The organism is Thiohalospira halophila DSM 15071, assembly GCF_900112605.1.
GTDB lineage: Bacteria > Pseudomonadota > Gammaproteobacteria > Thiohalospirales > Thiohalospiraceae > Thiohalospira > Thiohalospira halophila.
In genome coordinates this window covers 140,199-158,184 of record NZ_FOMJ01000007.1, presented here as the reverse complement: position 1 = coordinate 158,184, position 17,986 = coordinate 140,199, and the positions used below count along the sequence as shown (strand labels likewise).

The following is a 17,986-nucleotide window of genomic DNA, read 5'->3' as shown; positions in this document are numbered from 1 at the left end:
GGCCGTGGCCGGGCGCTGGACAATGTCTTCGTGGAGCGGCTGTGGCGGACCGTGAAGTACGAGGACATCTACCTGCGGGGCTACGAGACGCCCGCCGAGCTGGAAGCCGGCCTGCACCGCTACTTCCGCTTCTACAACGAGCAGCGGCCGCATAGTGCCCTTGACCGCCGAACCCCGGCCGAGGTCCACTGGACCTCTCAGCCGGACCCATGAACCCGATGGAGAGGCCTCCGGTCTTTACTTCTCAGCGCCCCTCCGTGGTCCAGCGATCGGGGTCCACCCCAGTCCGACGACCCTGCCGGCAGCCAACCGCACCACGAGCACGCGCACCACGATCACGGGGCCATGATCGCCGACTTCCGGCGCCGCTTCTGGGTATCGCTGGTCCTGACCGTCCCGATCCTCGCCCTCTCGCCCATGATCCAGGATTTCCTGGCTCTGACCGGGGCCCTTGCCTTCCCGGGGGCCCGTTATGTGCTGTTCGGGCTCTCCGCCGTGGTGTTCGTCTACGGCGGCTGGCCCTTCCTGGCGGGCCTGGCCTCTGAGATCAAGCAGCACCAGCCGGGCATGATGACCCTCATCGGCCTGGCCATTGGGGTGGCCTTCCTCTACTCCTCGGCGGTGGTGTTCGGGCTGGCCGGCCGGATGTTCTTCTGGGAGCTGGCTACCCTGGTGGACGTCATGCTCCTGGGCCACTGGATCGAGATGCGCTCGGTGATGGGCGCCTCCGGGGCCGTGGAGGCGCTGGTCAAGCTCCTGCCGGCCACGGCGCACCGGCTCACCGGCAACGGGGAGACCGAGGATGTGCCGGTGGACCAGCTGCAGCCCGGGGACCGGGTGCGTGTACGACCCGGGGAGAAGGTGCCCACCGACGGCGTGGTCCAGCAGGGCACCTCCAGCGTCAACGAGGCCATGCTCACCGGCGAGTCCACCCCCGTGCGCAAGGGCCCGGGCGACGAGACCATCGGCGGCGCGGTGAATGGTGAGGGGGCGCTTACTCTCCGCATCGAGAAGACGGGGGCGGAGACCTACCTTTCCCAGGTTATCGACATGGTGCGCCAGGCCCAGTCCTCGCGCTCCCGTACCCAGGACCTGGCCAACCGCGCCGCCGCCTGGCTAACCTACATCGCCCTCACCGTGGGCGTGGCCACCCTCGCCGTGTGGTGGGCCGCCGGCTTTCCCTTCGACTTCTCCCTGGAGCGCATGGTAACGGTCATGGTCATCACCTGCCCGCATGCCCTGGGGCTGGCGGTGCCGCTGGTGGTGGCCGTGTCCACCACCCGGGCCGCCCGGCACGGGCTGCTCATCCGCGATCGGGCCGCCTTCGAACGCGCCCGGGACGTCGACGCCATCGTCTTCGACAAGACCGGCACCCTCACCGAGGGCCGTTTCGGGGTCAGCGAGGTGGTGGTCCTGGGCGAGGCGGGGGAGGACGAGGTCCTGGGCCTGGCGGCCGCGCTGGAGGGTCAGTCGGAGCATCCCATCGCGCGGGGGATCGCGGAGGCGGCAGAGGAGCGCGGACTATCGGTACCCCGGGCCGACGACTTCCGGAACCTGCCCGGTGAGGGCGTGGAGGCGCGGGTGGACGGGGCCGATGTCCGCGTGGTCAGCCCCGGCTACATCGAGCGCGAGGGCCTTGAGGTCGGCAGTGAGCGGCCCGGCGAGCTGGCCGGTCAGGGCCGGACCGTGGTCTACGTGGTGCGCGACGGCGAGGCGGTGGGCGCCGTCGCCCTGGCGGACATCGTGCGCGAGGAGTCGCGGGCGGCCATCGACCGGCTCAAGGCCATGGGCATCCAGTGCATGATGCTCACCGGCGATTCCGAGCCGGTGGCCCGCGCCGTGGCCGGGGAACTGGGCCTGGACGATTTCTTCGCCGAGGTGCTCCCCGACCAGAAGGCGGCGAAGATCCGCGAGGTGGCCGAGCGCGGCCTGGCAGTGGCCATGGTGGGCGATGGCGTCAACGATGCCCCGGCCCTAGTGGAGGCCGACGTGGGGATCGCCATCGGCGCCGGCACCGACGTGGCGGTGGAGTCGGCGGACATCATTCTGGTCAACTCCGATCCGCGCGACGTGGCCGCGGTGGTCGAACTCTCCGCCGCCACCTACCGCAAGATGATCCAGAACCTGTGGTGGGCGGCCGGCTACAACATCGTCGCCATCCCCCTGGCCGCCGGGGTCCTCTACGGCGTCGGCTTCCTCATGCCGCCGGCGGTGGGGGCAGCGGTGATGTCGGTCTCCACCGTCATCGTGGCCATCAACGCCAAGCTGCTGGAGCGGTTCCGGCCCGGGGGAGCGGCCGTCGCCCATTGAGCCTCGCGGTCTGAGCGCCCAAATGGCCCGATGCGCTACCGGTTGAAGCGGGAGGGGTGGCCGTAGTCTCCTGTGGTCGCCCGTTCCCGCGTCCGGAGATATCCATGGTCCCCCTTTCCCTCCTCGATCTCGCCCCCATCCGCCAGGGTAGTGATGCCGCCGCTGCCTACCGGGCCACCACGGAGCTGGCGCAGGTGGCGGAGGCCAGTGGGTATCGCCGCTTCTGGCTGGCGGAGCACCACAACATGACCGGTATCGGCAGCTCGGCCACGGCGGTGCTCATCGGCCACGTGGCCGAGCACACCGACTCCATCCGCGTGGGCTCGGGCGGGGTGATGCTGCCCAACCACGCGCCGCTGGTGGTGGCGGAGCAGTTCGGGACCCTGGAGAGCCTCCATCCCGGCCGCATCGACCTGGGTCTGGGTCGGGCGCCGGGCTCCGGCCAGCGGACGGTCCGCGCCCTGCGCCGCGGCAGCGTGGAGGGGGCGGAGCGCTTCGCCGAGGACCTGGAGGAGCTGCGCGGTTATCTCCGGCCGCTGGACGGATGGCGGCCGGTCCAGGCCGTGCCGGGCACCGGGCTGGACATCCCCGTCTGGGTGCTGGGCTCCAGCCCGGCCAGCGCCGGGCTGGCGGCGAGCCTGGGGCTGCCCTACGCCTTCGCGGCCCACTTCGCCCCGGCGGAACTCTTCACGGCCCTGGCGCGCTACCGGGACGAGTTCCAGCCGTCGGAGACCCTGGCCGAGCCCTACGCCATGGTCGCCATGAACGCCGTGGTGGCGGAGACCGACGCCGAGGCGCGCTACTACTTCAGCTCGGTGGAGCAGCAGTTCCTGGGCATGGCGCGGGGGCGGACGCCGGGCCCGATGCCGCCGCCGGTGGAGGACATGGACGCCCTCTGGGAGCCGGACGAGCGCGACCGCATCCGGGCCTGGCTCACGGCCTCCGTGGTTGGCAGCCCGGAGACGGCCCGCCAGCAATTCGCCGATTTCCTGACGAAGACGGCCGCCGACGAGATCATGGTCACCGCCCAGACCTTCGACCCGGCAGTGACCCTGGAGACGGTGCGCCGGCTGGCGACGATCCGCGACGCCGGGTAGGGCGCGACCTTTCCTTGCCCGGGGCAGGGTGGCAGAGTGGTAGGCTATCCACGTACCCAGTCAGGAGCCGCCCATGCTTGGCGAACACCATACCCTCGTCCTCGAATTCCCGGAGCAGCGGGATCGCATCCACGAGCTCAAGGTCTCGGACAACCACTTCCATCGCCTGATGGAGGAGTACGACGAGCTCACCAAGAAGGTCGAGCGGTTGGAGCAGGAGGGTGAGCCGCTGACCGACGAGAGCATGGAAGATCTCAAGAAGCGCCGGCTGGAGCTGAAGGACGAGCTCTACGAGTACCTGAAGTAGCCCCTCAGAAGCGGAATTCCCACCGCACTACCGCCGTGCGCTCTTCCGGGTCGTGCCGCAGGGCCGCGGCGGATAACAGGACGTTCCACCAGAAGTGGACGGCCACGTTCTCCCCCAGTCGGTAGTCGTTGTGCTGGTGCAGCCAGCCGAGGTAGGCCCCGTAGGCGGTGGCCACGGCCGCATTGGCCGACAGGCCATTGCCGGAGTGGGCCAGGCCGAAGCCTACCGAGGATGCCGTCGTCCCCCACCACGGGCCGAACTGGTGGTGGAATTCGTTGTTGAGGATCCCCCGGAAGAAGGCCTCCTCCCCCAGGGCAACGGCGCCGTGGCGGGGGAGCAACATGGCTCCCGCCTCGGTGCGGGTGAGCCCGCCCCGGGTGCGGGTAACCCAGGAATCCTCCGCCGGGAGCAGCAGGCCGGAGGCGGCGATGGCGATGGGGATGAAGGTCGTTGGCCGGCTGAGGTAACGAGCCGCGAAGGGAGCCGTGGCCAGGTCCTGGAAGCCCTCGTCGGAGATCGGCGTGCTGTAGCCGAGGTTCCCCCGCATCGCCCGGCGCTCACGGTAGGCGTCGTAGGCCGAGTAGAAGCGGGTATTGCTGGCGACCGACGCGAAGAGGTCGGCGCGCTCGCTGGTCCGGTTGGTGGTGATGGTCAGGTCGTCTTCATCGTAGCGGTCTTCCCGCTCGATGTAGTCGTCCCGGGTCTGGTAGTGAGTGGCGATGCCGGCGGCGGTACCGTAGGTCGCCAGGTGGAGGCTGCCCTTTACCGGTTCACCGTTGATGAACTGGCCCACGCCGGGGACGAAGAAGCTGCCCGTGGCCAGCAGCGCCGGCGAGGTGGCGGCGGCCGGCGCGGTGCCCAGGAGCAGGGCGAGGCCGGCCAGCAGATATCGCACGGTCACTGCCGTCTACTGCATCAGGACCCCCATGAGTCCCAGCGCCGGTTGGCCGTTCACCAGGAGCTGCGAGCCGCGGAAGGTGATCTCGGTCCGGTAGCGGTCTTCGCCCTCCGCCTTGAGGTAGCCATCGGCGGCCAGGGCATCCACCAGCATCTCCGCCTGGCGAGTGGCCAGCTCCTCGGAGCGGCCCTGGCTGGTCAGGCTCCGGCGCAGGTTGGCCTTCACTGCGGCGGCCGGTGCATCCAGGGTCAGCCGGGCGTCCAGCGCCTCCACCAGGGTGCGCGGTCGGTTGATATCGGGGCGGGACCCGTCGCTAAAGGAGGCCTCGCCGGTCGCCTCCAGCGTGCCTTCGGCATTGGTGGCGCGGGCCTCCTCCAGGGTCAGGTGGGGACGGCCGGCAAGGATGGTCTGGACCGCCGGCAGCACCCGGCCGCGCAGCACCGCCTCGGGGACCTGGCCCGGGTAGTCCTGGACCACCTGTGCCAGCTCACCGTAGGCATTGGCATCCACGCCCGCGAGGGCGGCCTCCAGCCGCACGTCCTTCCAGTCCACCGGGTTGGCCAGGTCCCGGCCCCGGAGCCGCAGGGCGGTGGCCTCGGTCTCGAAGCCCACGCGCAGGCCGCCTTCCTCCCGGTCCAGGTGGCTGGTGACCATCAGCTCCTCGATGCCGATCTCGCCCTCGGGGGCGAGGGCCTCCACGGAGCCGGCGGTGAGGGACTGGTGGCCCAGGAGGTAGGGGCCGTCGGTGGTGGTGCCCTCCGCCTCGAGGTGGAGGTCGGTGAGCCGGAAGCGGTTGCCGGTGCCCTCCTGCAGCTCGCCGCTGGGGGCATCGGCGGTCAGGCCGAGGGAGTCCCGGTCGGTGCTGAAGGAGCCGGTCATGCCGCCCCAGTCCAGGGAGAGTTCTTCCTCCACGACGCTGGCGGAGAAGGGGGCGGAGTGGAAGTCACCGGAGATGGTGCCGGTGAAGCCGCCGCGGCCGGAGACCGTGAGCAGCGTGGTGTCGGTCTCGGGGGCCGGTGCGATCTCGTCGGCCAGGGCCTGGCGCAGCGCCTCGTCGGGGTGGGCGGTGGCCTCGAAGCCCACGGCGCCGAAGGGTAGCGGCAGACGGGCCAGGAGCGGGCCGTGCTCCAGGGTCACGTCGAAGCGGATGCCGGGGAGGGGCCCCTGGTCCGCGTTCTTGGTCTTTGCGCCCTTCGCGCTGGATGCCAGCGCGGCGGGGCGGACCATGACCTCCGCGGTGGAGGTCAGCCGCCCGGCCTGATAGTCCGAGATGCGGATGGTGGCGCGCTGGTCCAGGGTGTCCAGCCGCTGGATCTCGGCGCGGAAGCGATCCTCCACCTTCGGACCAATGAGTGTCGCGCCGCCGTAGTGAGCGCCCGCTAGCACCACCGCGGCAGCGGCGGCGCCGAGAATCACCTTCTTCTTCTGCATTCCTTTGGCTCCCCCGGGGTTCAGGGGGCCTACTCTAGGATTTCCCGGCCGTACAGACCAGCCCCGGAGGCAGGATCAGCGGCGCCAGTCCAGGCGGAAGCCGTGGCTGCGCAGGGTGGAGAGGGTGGTGCGCACGCACTCGTCGATGAAGGCGGTGCGGTGGGGGTTGCTGGCCGCGGCCCGGGCCCACTTTCTGCCTTGTTCCAGCCCGGCCAGCTCGTAGAGGCCGGGCTCGGGCAGGTAGAGGGCGCGCACGAACTGGCGGAAGACGCGCTGCACCGGCAGGTTCAGCACCCGCCGACGCCATGCCGGGAGCCGGCCCAGCCGCTGTTCCAGCCGGTCCTTGGCGTGGGCGATGTGGCGCGCCTCGTCCAGCGTATGGAGGCGGGCGATGGCGTGGGCGGCGGGGTCCACCTCGCTGCGGTGCTTGTGGATGGCCCGGTTGAGCCGATCGGGGACCTCCTCGCCGATGAGCACCGCCACCCAGAAGGCGGCGGAATCGAAGGGCGCCACGCGGCCCACGAGATTGCCCAGGCGCAGGCGGGGGAAGGCGGTGGGCGGCCGGGGCAGGCCGCTGCGCTGATACAGCTCCACGAACATCAGGCTGTGGCCGGCCTCCTCGCGCAGCTCGTGAAGGTGGTAGAGGAGGTCGCCGGTATCGCCGTCGTCCCGGTGGACCGAGGCGGCGATCCGGCGCATAAAGATCCCCTCCAGCCAGAGGCCGGCCTCCACCGCGTTGAGGAATTCGAAGTGGGAGAGGGAGCGCCGCTGCCCCTCGGTGAGGCGCTCGTAGCCCGGCAGGCCGTAGAGCGAAAGCGCCCGCTCCGGCAGCCAGAAGGTGTCCAGCGACAGCTGCTCCCAGTCGACCCGGGCGAGGGGATCGGAATAGGGAGTCGAGTTGCGGCTCAACTGATCGGCGAGGGCGGAGGTGTCTGCCGATGGTTCGGTCATGCCGAAGGGCTCCCCGGGATCTTCATTGCACGCCTGAAAACGGTCGTTTATCCTAGCGGCTTCTTGTGGCGCGGTCGACCCGCGCAGCAGGACAATCCGGAGAGGTGGCCGAGTGGTCGAAGGCGCACGCCTGGAAAGTGTGTGTACCGAAAGGTACCGAGGGTTCGAATCCCTCCCTCTCCGCCAGTTAATCTTGTAAGTCAGCACGTTACCGGGCGCGCCCTCCGCGCCCCACGCTGTGTCCCACACCTTTTGGCGTTACTAGCCATTTTGTAAGTTGCTGACTTTCGTCGTACCCCTTGCTTCCCTGCCTACCGCTGCTCCGCAAAGCGGAGCGCGTTCGCCTATGACCAAAACCTCCCGCGAGCCTGTGAGCGCCCGGCCACCCAGCGCCTAGCCGTAGACTCAATCTCCAGGCGCGGTGGAACAGCCGGTCGATGGCCGCCACGGCCATCATGTCGTCCTTGCATCAGCGTTCCATGTGATAGATTCTTGGTCTATCAATCGAGGAGAGCGCTATGACTGGATCGACTTCCCTCTGGGAGGAGCTGGGGATCCCGCCCCGGGGACCGGCGTTGCACCAGGCGCTGCACGAAGGCTTGCCCTACGCGACCTTCCAGTCGCTGGCGGAGGCCGCGGATCTGGATCGTGCGGCCCTGCGCAGGGCGGTGGCGATTTCGCCGGCGACCCTGAGCCGCCGTGCCCGGCAGGGCCGTTTCAGCGCGGAGGAGAGCGACCGCCTGTTCCGCTTCGCCCAGCTCTATGAGGCCGCCGTGGGTCTGTTCGAGGGGGATGCGGAGGCGGCCATTCACTGGATCCGTCAGCCAGTTCGCGGGCTGGGTGGGGAGCGTCCCATCGACATGCTCACCACTTCGGCGGAGAGCCAGGCGGTTCTGGATCTCATCGGCCAACTGGAGCACGGGGTCATTGCGTGAGCACCGTACCGGCCTATCGGATGGTCAAGCGCCGGTGGCGGTCGGTGGCCTTCGACGGGACCGGCGCCCGGCTCTACGGCGGACGCTGGAACAGTCGGGGTAGGGCGGCGACCTATGCGGCAGGCTCCGAGGCGCTGGCCATCCTGGAAATCCTGGTCCACCTGGATCGGACCTCGGTGCTGCCGAGTTACACGGTGTTCGAGCTGGCATTGCCGCAGGACGAGGTGGAATGGCTGCCGCATGAGCCGCTGCCGTCGAACTGGCAGGACAGCCCGGCTCCGCGGGAGACGGCCGTGATCGGGGACGACTGGCTGGCACGCGGGGAGGCGTTGGCGTTGGCCCTTCCCAGCGTGGTCGTGCCCAGTGAGCGAGCCTTCCTGCTCAACCCGTTCCATCCGGTTTATGGCGAGGTCGTCGCCGAAGCCGTGGAGCGGGAGACGAGCCTGGACCACCGGCTTCTGAGCCCGTCGCCTGGCGGCACGGCCTGAAGCCGCCTGCCGGCAGTCGGCGACCTCGATGAATCGGCGTTCCTGCCGGCTCTATCCAGCTCTGTGTGGGTAGCGTGTCTGTTTGTCGGTGGCCTTAGGAGCAATGTTGAGGTAGAGCGCTGCGGTTCGGATGTGCGAAGCGGCTACCAAGAACGAAAGCCGGATCAGGCGGCGGAGTCGCCATCCACCTCCCACCCAGGGAAGACGAGCACCGCCGGGTGGCAGTGCAGAGCGCGGGCCAGCACCTTGGCGCGCTCAACGCCGAGGCGTACCCGATCATTCTCGATGGCGGAGATGGTCGACTGCGGGATCCCGGTGGCGGCGGCGAGGTCGTTCTGGCTCATCTCCTGCAACTCACGGAGGATCCGGACGGAGTCGCCGGGGGAAACTTCGACCCGGGTCTTCGCCTTCTGGTAGTCACTCATCTCATTTCCTCCGGGTCAGAGGGCATGACAGACAGGGTATGTCAGCCCGGGACCAGCGTCACCCGACCACCCGGGGTCGATTCGGTCCCGGCCCCGGTGGTAGAGTATCTCTTCTCGAACGGTCCGCTGCGGCGGAGCGCGAGTTCCATGGTGGCCCGCGTCGGCCTCCCCGCAACGAGTGGCTGTGAACCCCGTCAGGCCCGGAAGGGAGCAGCGGCAGCAGTCTCCTCGTGTGCCGGGGTCGGGTTGGCGTGGGTCACCTCCCCATTTCCCCTCGCCGAGGCCCGCCGGTGAGCTATCAGGTCCTGGCCCGAAAATGGCGTCCGCGCTCCTTCCCCGAACTGGTGGGACAGGAGAACGTCGTACGCGCGCTGACCAACGCCCTGGATCGCGACCGCGTCCACCACGCCCTGCTGCTCACGGGCACGCGCGGCGTCGGCAAGACCACCATCGCCCGGATCCTGGCCAAGTCCCTGAACTGCGACGAGGGCGTGAGCGCCTCGCCGTGCGGGGTCTGCGAGTCCTGCCGCGCCATCGACGAGGGGCGCTTCCCCGATCTGCTGGAGGTGGACGCCGCCTCCCGCACCAAGGTGGACGACACCCGGGAGCTGCTGGACAACGTCCAGTACGCGCCGGCCCGGGGGCGGTACAAGGTCTACCTGGTGGACGAGGTCCACATGCTCTCCACGCACAGCTTCAACGCCCTGTTGAAGACGCTGGAGGAGCCGCCGCCCCACGTGAAGTTCCTGCTGGCCACCACCGATCCCCAGAAGCTGCCGGTGACGGTCCTCTCCCGCTGCCTGCGCTTCAACCTCAAGCCGCTGCCGGCGCGGGAGCTGGCGGACTACCTGAGTACCATCCTGGAGGCCGAGGGGCTCCCCGCCGAACGCGGCGCGGTGGCCGCCATCGCCCGGGCGGCGGAGGGCAGCGTCCGCGACGCCCTGAGCCTGCTGGATCAGGCCATCGCCTTCAGCGACGGCCTGCGCGAGGACGAGGTGGCGGCCATGCTAGGCACCGTGGGCCGGGAGCGGGTGGCGGCACTGCTGGAGCGGATCCACGCCGGTGATGCCCCCGGGACCCTGGCCGCGGTGGCCGAGATGACCGCCGTGATCCCCGACCCCTCGGGTCTGCTCACGGAGCTGGTGAGCTACCTCCATCGGCTGGCAGTGGCGCAGTTCGCCCCGGAGGCGGTGGATGACGGCCTGGGTGAGGATGCGCGCCTGCGCGAGCTGGCGGCGAGCCTGGAGCCGGAGGCCATCCAGCTCTACTACCAGATTGCCCTCCACGGCCGGCGCGACCTGCCCCTGGCCCCGGATCCCCGGGGCGGGCTGGAGATGACGCTGCTGCGGATGATCGCCTTCCGCCCCGATGATGCCACCGCCGCCCCCGCGTCGGGCTCCGGCGGGGCGGCGGTCGGGAGTCCGGCCCCTGCAATGCCGGCCGCCCAGGGGGCCGTTCCGTCGGGCGAGGGTGCCCCGAGTGGCGAGGCCGTAGCGCCCGCTGCTGAGGCCCCGGCCAGTGAACCGGCCCCCAGCGAGCCGAGTGCCGGCGAGCCGAATCCGGCCCAGCCCCCGAGCGACGAGGCGCGCGGTCGGCTCCGCGCCCTGCTGGATCAGGGTCCGGAGGCGCCGGCGGGCGAACAGCCGGCCCCTGAACCAGAATCAGTACCCGAGCCTGAGCCGGAGTCCGCACCGGAACCGGCGCCGATGGAGACGAGCGCGCCGGCCCCGGAGGCCCCCGAGCCGGAGCCGGCGATGCCACCGGACTCGGCTCCCGCGCCCGAAGCGGCCGAGCCGCCGGCAGCGGCACCGCTGTTCGACGAGGTCGGCGAGGCCAGCGAGCCCGGCTCGGAGCCCGCCCCGGCCGACGCGGGCAGTACCGAGCCCCCGGGGCTGGATACCTCCGCCCTGGGCAGTACGCCGCCGCCGGAGGAGCCCTCGGCACCCGGGGCCGGCGCCGGTGATCCGGATCCCGAGACCTGGCGTAGCTGGGTCGCCGCCATGCCGACCAAGGGGCTCACCCGGGAGCTGCTGCGCCACACCGCCTGGCGCGGGCGCAACGGCAACCGCGTCACCCTGGCCCTGGAGGCGTCGCGCCAGCCGCCGGACAGCGACCGCTACGCCGAGCGCATCGCCGAGGCGCTGGCCCTCTATCTGGGCGAGAAGGTCAAGGTGGAACTGGTTCCCGAGGAGGGGCCGGAAACGCCGGCGGCGCTGGCCGAGCGGGCCGAACAGGAACAGGCGGAGGCGGCGCGGGAGGCCATCCAGACCGATCCGATGGTCCAGCAACTCTGCGATACTTTCGATGCCCGGGTGGATCCCGCCACGATCCGCCCGCTGGACTCCGGGGAGAGCGCCCCGGACTCCGACACAACCGGAACAGGAGGGTAAGACCCATGAAAGGCGGTATCGGCAACATGATGAAGCAGGCCCAGCAGATGCAGGAGCAGATGCAGAAGGCCCAGGAAGAGCTCGCCGAGATGGAAGTCACCGGCGAGGCCGGCGGCGGCATGGTGAAGGTGACCATGACCGGCCGCCACGACGTGAAGCGCGTGAACATCGACGACAGCCTCATGGGCGACGACCGCGAGATGCTCGAGGACCTGGTGGCCGCGGCGGTGAACGACGCCGTGCGCCACGTGGAGGAGACCAGCCAGGAGAAGATGTCCGGCCTCACCGAGGGGCTGAATCTCCCCGCCGGCATGAAGCTCCCCTTCTGAGCCCATGGCGGCCAGCCCCCTCATCAGCGGCCTGATGGAGGCCCTGCGGACCTTGCCCGGCGTGGGGCCGAAGTCGGCCCAGCGCATGGCCTACCACCTGCTGGAGCGTGATCGCGAGGGTGCGCGCAACCTGGCCGGGGCGCTGACGGCGGCAGTGGACAAGGTCGGCCACTGCCAGCGCTGCCGGACGCTCTCCGAGACCGAGCTGTGCACCCTCTGCGCCGATACCGGCCGGGACCGCAGCCTGCTCTGCGTGGTGGAGTCGCCGGCGGACGTGGAGGCCATGGAGCAGTACACCGACTACCGGGGGCTCTACTTCGTCCTCGGCGGCCACCTCTCGCCCCTGGACGGCATCGGCCCGGAGGCCATCGGCCTGGACCGGCTGGAGGCGCTACTGGATGAGGGCGAGGTGGCCGAGGTGGTCCTCGCCACCAATCCCACGGTGGAGGGGGAGGCCACTGCCCACTACATCGGCGAGCTGGTCCGCCCGCGCGGGATCACCATCACCCGGATCGCCTACGGTGTCCCCCTGGGCGGGGAGCTGGAGTACGTCAACGGCGACACCCTCTCTCACGCCTTCAGCGGGCGGCGGGAGGTCTAGCCCGGCTCCTTCGAGTGGGCGGAGAGTTCGGTCATGGCCAGTGCGGCCCGGTCGCAGAGCTGGCGGAAGAGGGTGTACTGCTCCACATCCAGGCGGCAGTCCTGGCCGGCACAATCGCCGTAGAAGAGCCCCACCGGCCGGTCGTGGACGAAGACCGACATCGCCATGAAGTTCTTCGTATCCAGCTTGCCCGCCAGCGCCTGCGGCAGGTAGGGGGCCAGCTCTTCGGCGTTGTCCGGGTTGCACCAGAGCGCCCGGGGCTCCTCCATGAGCTTGCTGAACAGGTGGGGCGGCTCCATGGCCAGGGATTCCCGGGCCAGCTCCTCGGTGCCGTGTCCCCCCAGGGTGGCGCGGGCACGCAGGGCGCTGCGGTCGGGGTTGAGCATGGCGAAGACCACTCGCTCCAGCCCCACGTGGTGGTGGAGCCCCTCCAGGACCAGGTGCATGGCATCGGGCAGGGTGTGGCTGCCGTCGATGGATTCGAAAAGCCGTTCCACGGCCTCGTGCTGGCCTGCCGTCCCGGCCTCCGGTTCGGTCTGGTCATCGAAGAAGATCGGGCCCTTTTCGGCCTCGCTCTCCGCCAGATCGATACTTTCGTCCGCCTCCTGCTCCTCCTTTCCGCCATCCAGAAAGCGGCGGGCAGCGGCGTCCAGCTCATCGGGATCCGGACCGCGACTGACGGCGGAGGCAGCATCCGCGTAGCTGGTGGAGCTGAGACCGTGGTCCTCCAGCAGCGGGTCCGATTCCTGCGGTGGCGCCACCACACGCGGGTGGCCGGTATCCAGGAGCATGGCGGCGTCCGGGACGACGCCGTAGGTGCGCCAGGCGCGCGCAGCCAGGGCGGCATCGCCGTGGACGATGGAGGCGGCCCGGCTGTAGGGGATCTGGAGGAACTCGGCGACCTCCCACAGCAGCGCCGAGATCGGGGTGTCGTACCAGTTCCAGTCCACCGAGAAGGCCAGGCGGTCGGCGACCCGGATCCCGCGGATCCGCCGATCGGCTTCCCGGTCGGGATCGACACTCTCGGCCAGGAAGGGTGGCAATCCCCATCGGGTCAGGAGGTCCCGGGTCAGCGCCGTTACGCGGTAGCCGAGCTGCTCGGCCTCGATCTCCTCCGGCGGGCGGTCGGGGGTCGCGGAGAGGGCCGTGGCGACGGCTGCCGCGCGCTCCGGCTTGTTCAGCCAGAGGTAGAACCAGCCCAGCCGGTGGAGGAGGGCGGCGACGTAGACCTCGCCGGGGTTCATGTCGGCCCGCCGGCCGGCCCACCCGGCGCTCTGGACGGCGGCATGGTGGGCGCGGCTGTAGCTCTCCAGCAGCCGTGAATGGGCCTGGGGCGTGGCGACATCACTCAGGCGCGGCCGCCCCTGGTGCAGACGTCGCATGCGGTCTAGCCCCAGCATCATGGTGGCGTGCTGGACGGCGCCCACGGGGCTGCCCAGGTGGCGATGAGGGATCCCGTTGACCTTGACGAGAAGATGGAGGGTGAGGCCGGGGTCGCGCAGGATGGTATTCGCCAGCGCCCCCTGGTCGAGATGGTCGTCATCCCGTTCGAAGAGGCGATCCAGCTCGTCGGCAGCGCGGTCGAGCACCGGGAACTGCTCGATGTCCGCCCGGGCGATGGTCATCCGCAGTGTATCCGCCTCACTCATTGTCGGCCTCCCTAGCGTCCTTGCGGCATCGAAAAAGGGGACGCACTGCCCATTCTGCGTCAAAAATCCCCGTCGGGGTACTGATCCCGGTAGGGCTCCTCTCTATAATGGTCCCCATTACCGCAGCCGCGCCGGGGCCTCCCCCGCGCCAGGGAGCTCGAACAGCCATGAAGCTCATCATCGGACTCATTACCGTAACGGCGAGCATCATCGTCGGTTACCTGATGGCCCAGGGCAAGCTCTCGGTACTTTTCCAGCCGGCGGAGTTCGTCATCATCGGCGGTGCTGCCATCGGTGCCTTCGTGGTGGCCAATCCGGGCCACGTCATCAAGCGGGTGGCCAGCGGGCTCCCGTTGCTGCTCAAGGGGTCGCCGTATAACAAGGCCGCCTACATGGAGCTACTGGCGCTCATGTACGAGCTATTCACCCGGGCGCGCAAGGAGGGGCTCATGGCGCTGGAGCCCCACGTGGAGGATCCCGAGAACAGCGACCTCTTCGCCAAGTATCCGACCGTCCACAAGAACGAGCAGGTTCGGGAGTTCATCGCCGACTATCTGCGCATGATCGTCGGGGGCAACATGAATGCCTTCGAGATGGAGAACCTCATGGACGTGGAGCTGGAGGCCCATGAAAAGGAGGCTACCAAGCCCGGTCAGGCGGTGACGACCATGGGGGACGGCCTTCCCGGTTTCGGCATCGTGGCGGCGGTGCTCGGCGTCATCATCACCATGGGCTATATCGATGCCGGCCCGGAGATGCTCGGCCACAAGATCGCGGCGGCGCTGGTGGGGACTTTCCTGGGTATCCTGCTCGCTTACGGCTACGTCGGCCCCATCGGCCACGCTCTCACGGAACAGGCGGAGGAGGAGGGGCAGTTCCTCCAGTGCGCCAAGATGTGCATCCTCTCCACTCTCAATGGCTACGGACCCCAGGTGGCCGTGGAGTTCGGCCGCAAGGCCATCGCCCATACGCACCGCCCCGGATTCGTGGAACTGGAAGAGCACCTTCGCGGCGAGGGCGGTTAGCTCGTGCCGCGGCGCGGGCGGTAAGCCATGGCGGAGAACGACAATAACGTTCGGCCCATCGTCGTCAAGCGGCCGAAAAAGGTCGAGGGGGGCCACCACGGCGGCTCCTGGAAGGTCGCCTACGCCGACTTCGTCACCGCCATGATGGCGCTCTTCCTCCTGCTCTGGATCCTCGAGACCACCGACTTCGAGAGCAAGAAGGCCATCGCCGATCACTTCCAGAACCCTTCGGCCGTCCAGGGGCCGGGCGGGGCGAGCACCTCCCTTATCGACATGGGCGGTGCCATGGATGCCCCGCGCGGGGAGGGCGGCGAGGTGCAGGAACGCAATCCCCAGGAAGAGCCCTCGCCCACCGAGGAGTCGGAGCAGAAGCAGAGCCTGGCCGACCTCATGGCCCGAATGCAGGAGAAGATCCAGCAGGACGAGTCCCTGCGGGAGTTCGAGGACCAGATCGTCATGGAGATCGATGAGGACGGCCTCCGGGTCCAGGTCATCGACCAGTCGGACCGGCCCATGTTCACCGCCGGCGGCGATCGCCTGCGCTACTACGCCCGCGACATCCTGGAGGCGCTGGGACGGACCCTCTCCCGGGTCCCCTTCAAGCTGGTGGTCTCCGGCCATACCGATGCCACCCCCTACAGCGGCAGCAAGGAGGACTACACCAACTGGGAACTCTCCAGCGATCGCGCCAATGCCGCCCGCCGGGCGCTGCTCGACGGCGGTCTCCCGGAGACCCACATCGAGCGGGTGACCGGGCTGGCGGCCAGCGAGCTGTACAACCACCGTTATCCCCTGGATCCCTCCAATCGCCGGGTGAGCGTGCTGGTGACCCCGCGCGAGGTACAGTCCCGGCGGCTGGAAGAGCCGGAGGGCGAGAGCTTCCTCGATGACATCGGCTCCGGCATGCTCGATGGCGGTTCGGCCGATGGCCAGAGCGGAGTGGTCAAGCGCGATAACACTCCGGCGCAGGGCGATGAGGGCGCATCGCAGGGCGGCTCCGGCGAGAGCGGTTCGCGGACGGGGGCAGAGTCCGAGGCCGCGACCCGGGGCGATGAAGAGTTCGATCCCGAAGAGCTCGACCGCCGCCTGCGACGCGCCCTCCAGTAGCTCCTACTCGCTTGCGACTCCCCCGTCGCTCCGCTCTTGCCGGACGGGATCGAAGGGTTCGAAGTGGTAGAAGTGGCCGTTGAGCCAGGTGGTCACATCCTCCACCCAGGAGCGGGGCCACGCCTCGCCGTAGCTGTTCCGGCACCGACCGACCTGTTCATACAGCTCGTTGAGGCTGCCGATGCGCTGATTCTCCCGATCATAGATGGCCGTGGGGTCGCCGCCCATGATGTCGGCATGGCAGTCGATGCAGTGGCGTTCGTGGAGGTCGCGACCGTGGACCGGGTCCGGCGCATCGGCCCCGGCAGGCGCTGCCAGGACGGACAGCGCCGCGGCAGCCAGCCAGGGCCGCGGGGCGCGAATCGGCCACGGGAGTGGAGACAGCATCGCGATACCTCGATGGCGGCGCAGGGGTCCATCTCCCTGATACACTAGTTGCCCGTATCGCTGCAACGGAGGAGGCGCCCCATGGCGGCCGACCCCGAGAATCTGATCTGGATCGACCTGGAGATGACCGGGCTCGATACCGATAACGACTGCATCATCGAGATCGCCACCATCGTCACCGATGGAAGGCTCAACGTCCTTGCCGAGGGGCCGGAGCTGGCCATCCACCAGAGCGACGCCATCCTCGCCGGCATGGACGAGTGGAACACCAACCAGCACGGCGAGTCCGGCCTCACCGAGCGCGTTCGCACCAGTGACATCGACGAGGCCACTGCCGAGGCGCGGACCCTGGACTTCCTGCGCCAGTACGTGCCGCCGCGGACCTCGCCCATGTGCGGCAACAGCATCTGCCAGGATCGCCGCTTCCTGGCCCGCTGCATGCCGGAGCTGGAGGCCTTCTTCCACTACCGCAACCTGGACGTCAGCACCCTCAAGGAGCTGGCGCGGCGGTGGGCGCCGGATGTCTATCACCGCTTCGACAAGGGCGGCTCCCATCGCGCCATGGACGACATCCGCGACTCCATCCGCGAACTGGCCTACTACAAGGAAAACCTGCTGGCGCTGGTCTGATGGCCCATGGACCGCGATAAGGACATTAACCGGGCGGATTGCTGGAAGTGCCGCCACCACTACATCACCTGGGAGGAGAGCTTCCCCTACGGCTGCCGCGCCCTGGGCTTCAAGTCCCGGCGCCTGCCGGTCTTCGATGTGCGCGAGTCCTCCGGTCACGACTGCCTCTACTTCTCCCCCAGGGAGGGGAAAGGCTGACGGCCTGAGCGGCTTTTCACCAACTCGGCCCTTGTGTATGCTCGCCTGACGAACCCCGGTCGCAGTGCTGTCCGCGAGCCCACGGAGTCCATGTATTCCCAGATCGAGAATGCCCGGCAGCAGGATGACCTCGTCGAGCGCTATGCCCCCCTGGTAAAGCGCCTGGCGCATCACCTCATGGGGCGGCTGCCGCCCAGTGTCCAGCTCGATGACCTGCTCCAGGCCGGCATGATGGGGCTGCTGGACGCCGCGCGGCAGTACGACGCCACCCAGGGTGCCACCTTCGAGACCTACGCCACCATCCGGATCCGCGGCTCCATGCTCGACGAGCTGCGCCGGTACGACTGGGCGCCCAAGTCGATCCACCGTAAGGCGCGCGATCTCGCTGAGGCCATCCAGACCGTGGAACAGCGCGAGGGGCGGGATGCCCGCGACGAGGAGATCGTCGCCGAGCTCGGGGTCAGTCAGGAGGAGTACCACCAGCTCCTGCGGGAGACCTCCTCGGCCCGGGTCTTCAGCCTGGAGGACCTCTCCGCCGACGGCGATATAACCGAGGCCATGCCGGCCCAGACGCCGACGCCCCAGGAAGGGGTGGAGGATGAGGCGTTCCGCGAGGGGCTGGCCGAGGCCATCCGCAATCTCCCCGAGCGCGAACGGCTGATCATGGCCATGTATTACGACCACGAGCTCAACCTGCGCGAGATCGGGGAGGTGCAGGGGGTGACCGAGTCGCGGGTCAGCCAGATCCTCAGCCAGGCGCACAAGCGGCTGCGCGCCCGCCTCACCGACTGGGGGGCAAAGGCCTGAGGCGGTTCAGGCGTAGGTGAT

The 17,986-nt window shown here is 69.3% G+C and carries 20 protein-coding genes, 1 tRNA gene and 1 other RNA gene; 16 read left to right on the top strand and 6 right to left on the bottom strand.

Translation table 11 applies throughout. The annotated features are described in order from the left end of the window. The 4 genes from BM272_RS10810 to BM272_RS10795 form a co-directional block, all read left to right on the top strand. Nucleotides 1-213: integrase core domain-containing protein (locus BM272_RS10810; protein WP_143613241.1), on the top strand; the 213-nt coding region annotated here is incomplete at its 5' end. A gap of 132 nt (nt 214-345) precedes the next feature. Further along, nucleotides 346-2,310 (top strand): copper-translocating P-type ATPase, encoded by a 1,965-nt coding sequence (locus tag BM272_RS10805; RefSeq protein WP_093428805.1) that lies wholly within the window; start codon nt 346-348, stop codon nt 2,308-2,310. 104 nt (nt 2,311-2,414) lie between these two features. Further along, nucleotides 2,415-3,407: an LLM class flavin-dependent oxidoreductase gene (locus BM272_RS10800; RefSeq protein WP_093428804.1), complete on the top strand. Its 993-nt coding sequence runs from the start codon at nt 2,415-2,417 to the stop codon at nt 3,405-3,407. Between the two features lie 73 nt (nt 3,408-3,480). Continuing rightward, nucleotides 3,481-3,714, top strand: a complete 234-nt coding sequence (locus tag BM272_RS10795) for an HP1242/YdcH family protein (protein ID WP_093428803.1) — start codon at nt 3,481-3,483, stop codon at nt 3,712-3,714. Between the two features lie 4 nt (nt 3,715-3,718). Here BM272_RS10795 and BM272_RS10790 read toward each other — a convergent pair whose 3' ends face one another. The 3 genes from BM272_RS10790 to BM272_RS10780 form a co-directional block, all read right to left on the bottom strand. After that, nucleotides 3,719-4,615: a CPBP family intramembrane glutamic endopeptidase gene (locus BM272_RS10790; protein ID WP_093428802.1), complete on the bottom strand. Its 897-nt coding sequence runs from the start codon at nt 4,613-4,615 to the stop codon at nt 3,719-3,721. A 6-nt stretch (nt 4,616-4,621) separates the two neighbouring features. Then, on the bottom strand, nt 4,622-6,043 hold the full coding sequence (locus BM272_RS10785) for a DUF945 family protein (RefSeq protein ID WP_093428801.1): 1,422 nt from the start codon (nt 6,041-6,043) through the stop codon (nt 4,622-4,624). 75 nt (nt 6,044-6,118) lie between these two features. Then, nucleotides 6,119-6,994 carry a diiron oxygenase gene (locus BM272_RS10780; protein ID WP_093428800.1) on the bottom strand — a complete coding sequence of 292 codons (876 nt, stop codon included), beginning with the start codon at nt 6,992-6,994 and terminating at the stop codon, nt 6,119-6,121. A gap of 98 nt (nt 6,995-7,092) precedes the next feature. Between BM272_RS10780 and BM272_RS10775 the strand changes: the two genes are divergently transcribed. From BM272_RS10775 to BM272_RS10765, 3 genes are all read left to right on the top strand, one after another. After that, nucleotides 7,093-7,180, top strand: a tRNA-Ser gene (locus BM272_RS10775). Nucleotides 7,181-7,512: 332 nt separating this feature from the next. Beyond that, nucleotides 7,513-7,929, top strand: a complete 417-nt coding sequence (gene parS, locus BM272_RS10770; protein ID WP_093428799.1) for a type II RES/Xre toxin-antitoxin system antitoxin — start codon at nt 7,513-7,515, stop codon at nt 7,927-7,929. Next, nucleotides 7,926-8,417: an RES family NAD+ phosphorylase gene (locus BM272_RS10765; RefSeq protein ID WP_205407798.1), complete on the top strand. Its 492-nt coding sequence runs from the start codon at nt 7,926-7,928 to the stop codon at nt 8,415-8,417. Before parS ends, BM272_RS10765 begins: the two co-directional genes overlap by 4 nt. A gap of 164 nt (nt 8,418-8,581) precedes the next feature. On the opposite strand, the gene BM272_RS10760 is transcribed toward BM272_RS10765, so the two are convergent. After that, entirely contained in the window at nt 8,582-8,842 is a 261-nt protein-coding gene (locus BM272_RS10760; RefSeq protein WP_093428798.1) for a helix-turn-helix domain-containing protein, read from the bottom strand. Nucleotides 8,843-9,000: 158 nt separating this feature from the next. Between BM272_RS10760 and ffs the strand changes: the two genes are divergently transcribed. From ffs to recR, 4 genes are all read left to right on the top strand, one after another. Beyond that, nucleotides 9,001-9,097, top strand: an RNA gene (gene ffs, locus BM272_RS10755) — signal recognition particle sRNA small type. Nucleotides 9,098-9,132: 35 nt separating this feature from the next. After that, a complete protein-coding gene (gene dnaX, locus BM272_RS10750; RefSeq protein WP_093428797.1) occupies nt 9,133-11,232 on the top strand; it encodes a DNA polymerase III subunit gamma/tau in 2,100 nt (699 codons plus the stop codon). A gap of 5 nt (nt 11,233-11,237) precedes the next feature. Beyond that, nucleotides 11,238-11,561 (top strand): YbaB/EbfC family nucleoid-associated protein, encoded by a 324-nt coding sequence (locus BM272_RS10745; protein ID WP_093428796.1) that lies wholly within the window; start codon nt 11,238-11,240, stop codon nt 11,559-11,561. A gap of 4 nt (nt 11,562-11,565) precedes the next feature. After that, nucleotides 11,566-12,162: a recombination mediator RecR gene (recR, locus tag BM272_RS10740; protein WP_093428795.1), complete on the top strand. Its 597-nt coding sequence runs from the start codon at nt 11,566-11,568 to the stop codon at nt 12,160-12,162. Here recR and BM272_RS10735 read toward each other — a convergent pair. Further along, nucleotides 12,159-13,811, bottom strand: coding sequence for an HDOD domain-containing protein (locus BM272_RS10735; RefSeq protein WP_093428794.1), 1,653 nt, complete (start codon nt 13,809-13,811; stop codon nt 12,159-12,161). The genes recR and BM272_RS10735 overlap by 4 nt on opposite strands. Nucleotides 13,812-13,978: 167 nt before the next feature. On the opposite strand from BM272_RS10735, the gene motA reads away from it, so the two are divergent. Both motA and motB read left to right on the top strand, forming a co-directional pair. After that, the gene (gene motA, locus BM272_RS10730) at nt 13,979-14,836 is read left to right on the top strand and encodes a flagellar motor stator protein MotA (protein WP_093428793.1); all 858 of its coding nucleotides are present in this window, start codon (nt 13,979-13,981) and stop codon (nt 14,834-14,836) included. 27 nt (nt 14,837-14,863) lie between these two features. Beyond that, nucleotides 14,864-15,943 (top strand): flagellar motor protein MotB, encoded by a 1,080-nt coding sequence (gene motB / locus BM272_RS10725; protein WP_093428792.1) that lies wholly within the window; start codon nt 14,864-14,866, stop codon nt 15,941-15,943. Between the two features lie 3 nt (nt 15,944-15,946). Here the strand turns inward: motB and BM272_RS10720 are convergent, their stop codons facing one another. Continuing rightward, on the bottom strand, nt 15,947-16,330 hold the full coding sequence (locus tag BM272_RS10720; protein ID WP_093428791.1) for a hypothetical protein: 384 nt from the start codon (nt 16,328-16,330) through the stop codon (nt 15,947-15,949). A gap of 81 nt (nt 16,331-16,411) precedes the next feature. On the opposite strand from BM272_RS10720, the gene orn reads away from it, so the two are divergent. The 3 genes from orn (at nt 16,412) to BM272_RS10705 (ending at nt 17,965) form a co-directional block, all read left to right on the top strand. Then, a complete protein-coding gene (gene orn / locus BM272_RS10715; protein WP_093428790.1) occupies nt 16,412-16,960 on the top strand; it encodes an oligoribonuclease in 549 nt (182 codons plus the stop codon). A gap of 6 nt (nt 16,961-16,966) precedes the next feature. Continuing rightward, complete coding sequence (locus BM272_RS10710) at nt 16,967-17,158, top strand: uracil-DNA glycosylase (RefSeq protein ID WP_093428789.1); 192 nt, start codon at nt 16,967-16,969, stop codon at nt 17,156-17,158. A 90-nt stretch (nt 17,159-17,248) separates the two neighbouring features. Further along, nucleotides 17,249-17,965, top strand: a complete 717-nt coding sequence (locus BM272_RS10705) for an RNA polymerase sigma factor FliA (protein ID WP_093428788.1) — start codon at nt 17,249-17,251, stop codon at nt 17,963-17,965. The last annotated feature ends 21 nt before the right edge of the window (nt 17,966-17,986 follow it).

Coding starts and splice junctions, on each gene's coding strand:
- BM272_RS10805 (WP_093428805.1), top strand. CDS start 346: ATGATCGCCGACTTCCGGCGCCGCTTCTGGGTATCGCTGGTCCTGACC.
- BM272_RS10800 (WP_093428804.1), top strand. CDS start 2,415: ATGGTCCCCCTTTCCCTCCTCGATCTCGCCCCCATCCGCCAGGGTAGT.
- BM272_RS10795 (WP_093428803.1), top strand. CDS start 3,481: ATGCTTGGCGAACACCATACCCTCGTCCTCGAATTCCCGGAGCAGCGG.
- BM272_RS10785 (WP_093428801.1), bottom strand. CDS start 6,043: ATGCAGAAGAAGAAGGTGATTCTCGGCGCCGCCGCTGCCGCGGTGGTG.
- BM272_RS10780 (WP_093428800.1), bottom strand. CDS start 6,994: ATGACCGAACCATCGGCAGACACCTCCGCCCTCGCCGATCAGTTGAGC.
- parS (WP_093428799.1), top strand. CDS start 7,513: ATGACTGGATCGACTTCCCTCTGGGAGGAGCTGGGGATCCCGCCCCGG.
- BM272_RS10760 (WP_093428798.1), bottom strand. CDS start 8,842: ATGAGTGACTACCAGAAGGCGAAGACCCGGGTCGAAGTTTCCCCCGGC.
- BM272_RS10745 (WP_093428796.1), top strand. CDS start 11,238: ATGAAAGGCGGTATCGGCAACATGATGAAGCAGGCCCAGCAGATGCAG.
- recR (WP_093428795.1), top strand. CDS start 11,566: ATGGCGGCCAGCCCCCTCATCAGCGGCCTGATGGAGGCCCTGCGGACC.
- BM272_RS10735 (WP_093428794.1), bottom strand. CDS start 13,811: ATGAGTGAGGCGGATACACTGCGGATGACCATCGCCCGGGCGGACATC.
- motA (WP_093428793.1), top strand. CDS start 13,979: ATGAAGCTCATCATCGGACTCATTACCGTAACGGCGAGCATCATCGTC.
- motB (WP_093428792.1), top strand. CDS start 14,864: ATGGCGGAGAACGACAATAACGTTCGGCCCATCGTCGTCAAGCGGCCG.
- BM272_RS10720 (WP_093428791.1), bottom strand. CDS start 16,330: ATGCTGTCTCCACTCCCGTGGCCGATTCGCGCCCCGCGGCCCTGGCTG.
- orn (WP_093428790.1), top strand. CDS start 16,412: ATGGCGGCCGACCCCGAGAATCTGATCTGGATCGACCTGGAGATGACC.
- BM272_RS10710 (WP_093428789.1), top strand. CDS start 16,967: ATGGACCGCGATAAGGACATTAACCGGGCGGATTGCTGGAAGTGCCGC.
- BM272_RS10705 (WP_093428788.1), top strand. CDS start 17,249: ATGTATTCCCAGATCGAGAATGCCCGGCAGCAGGATGACCTCGTCGAG.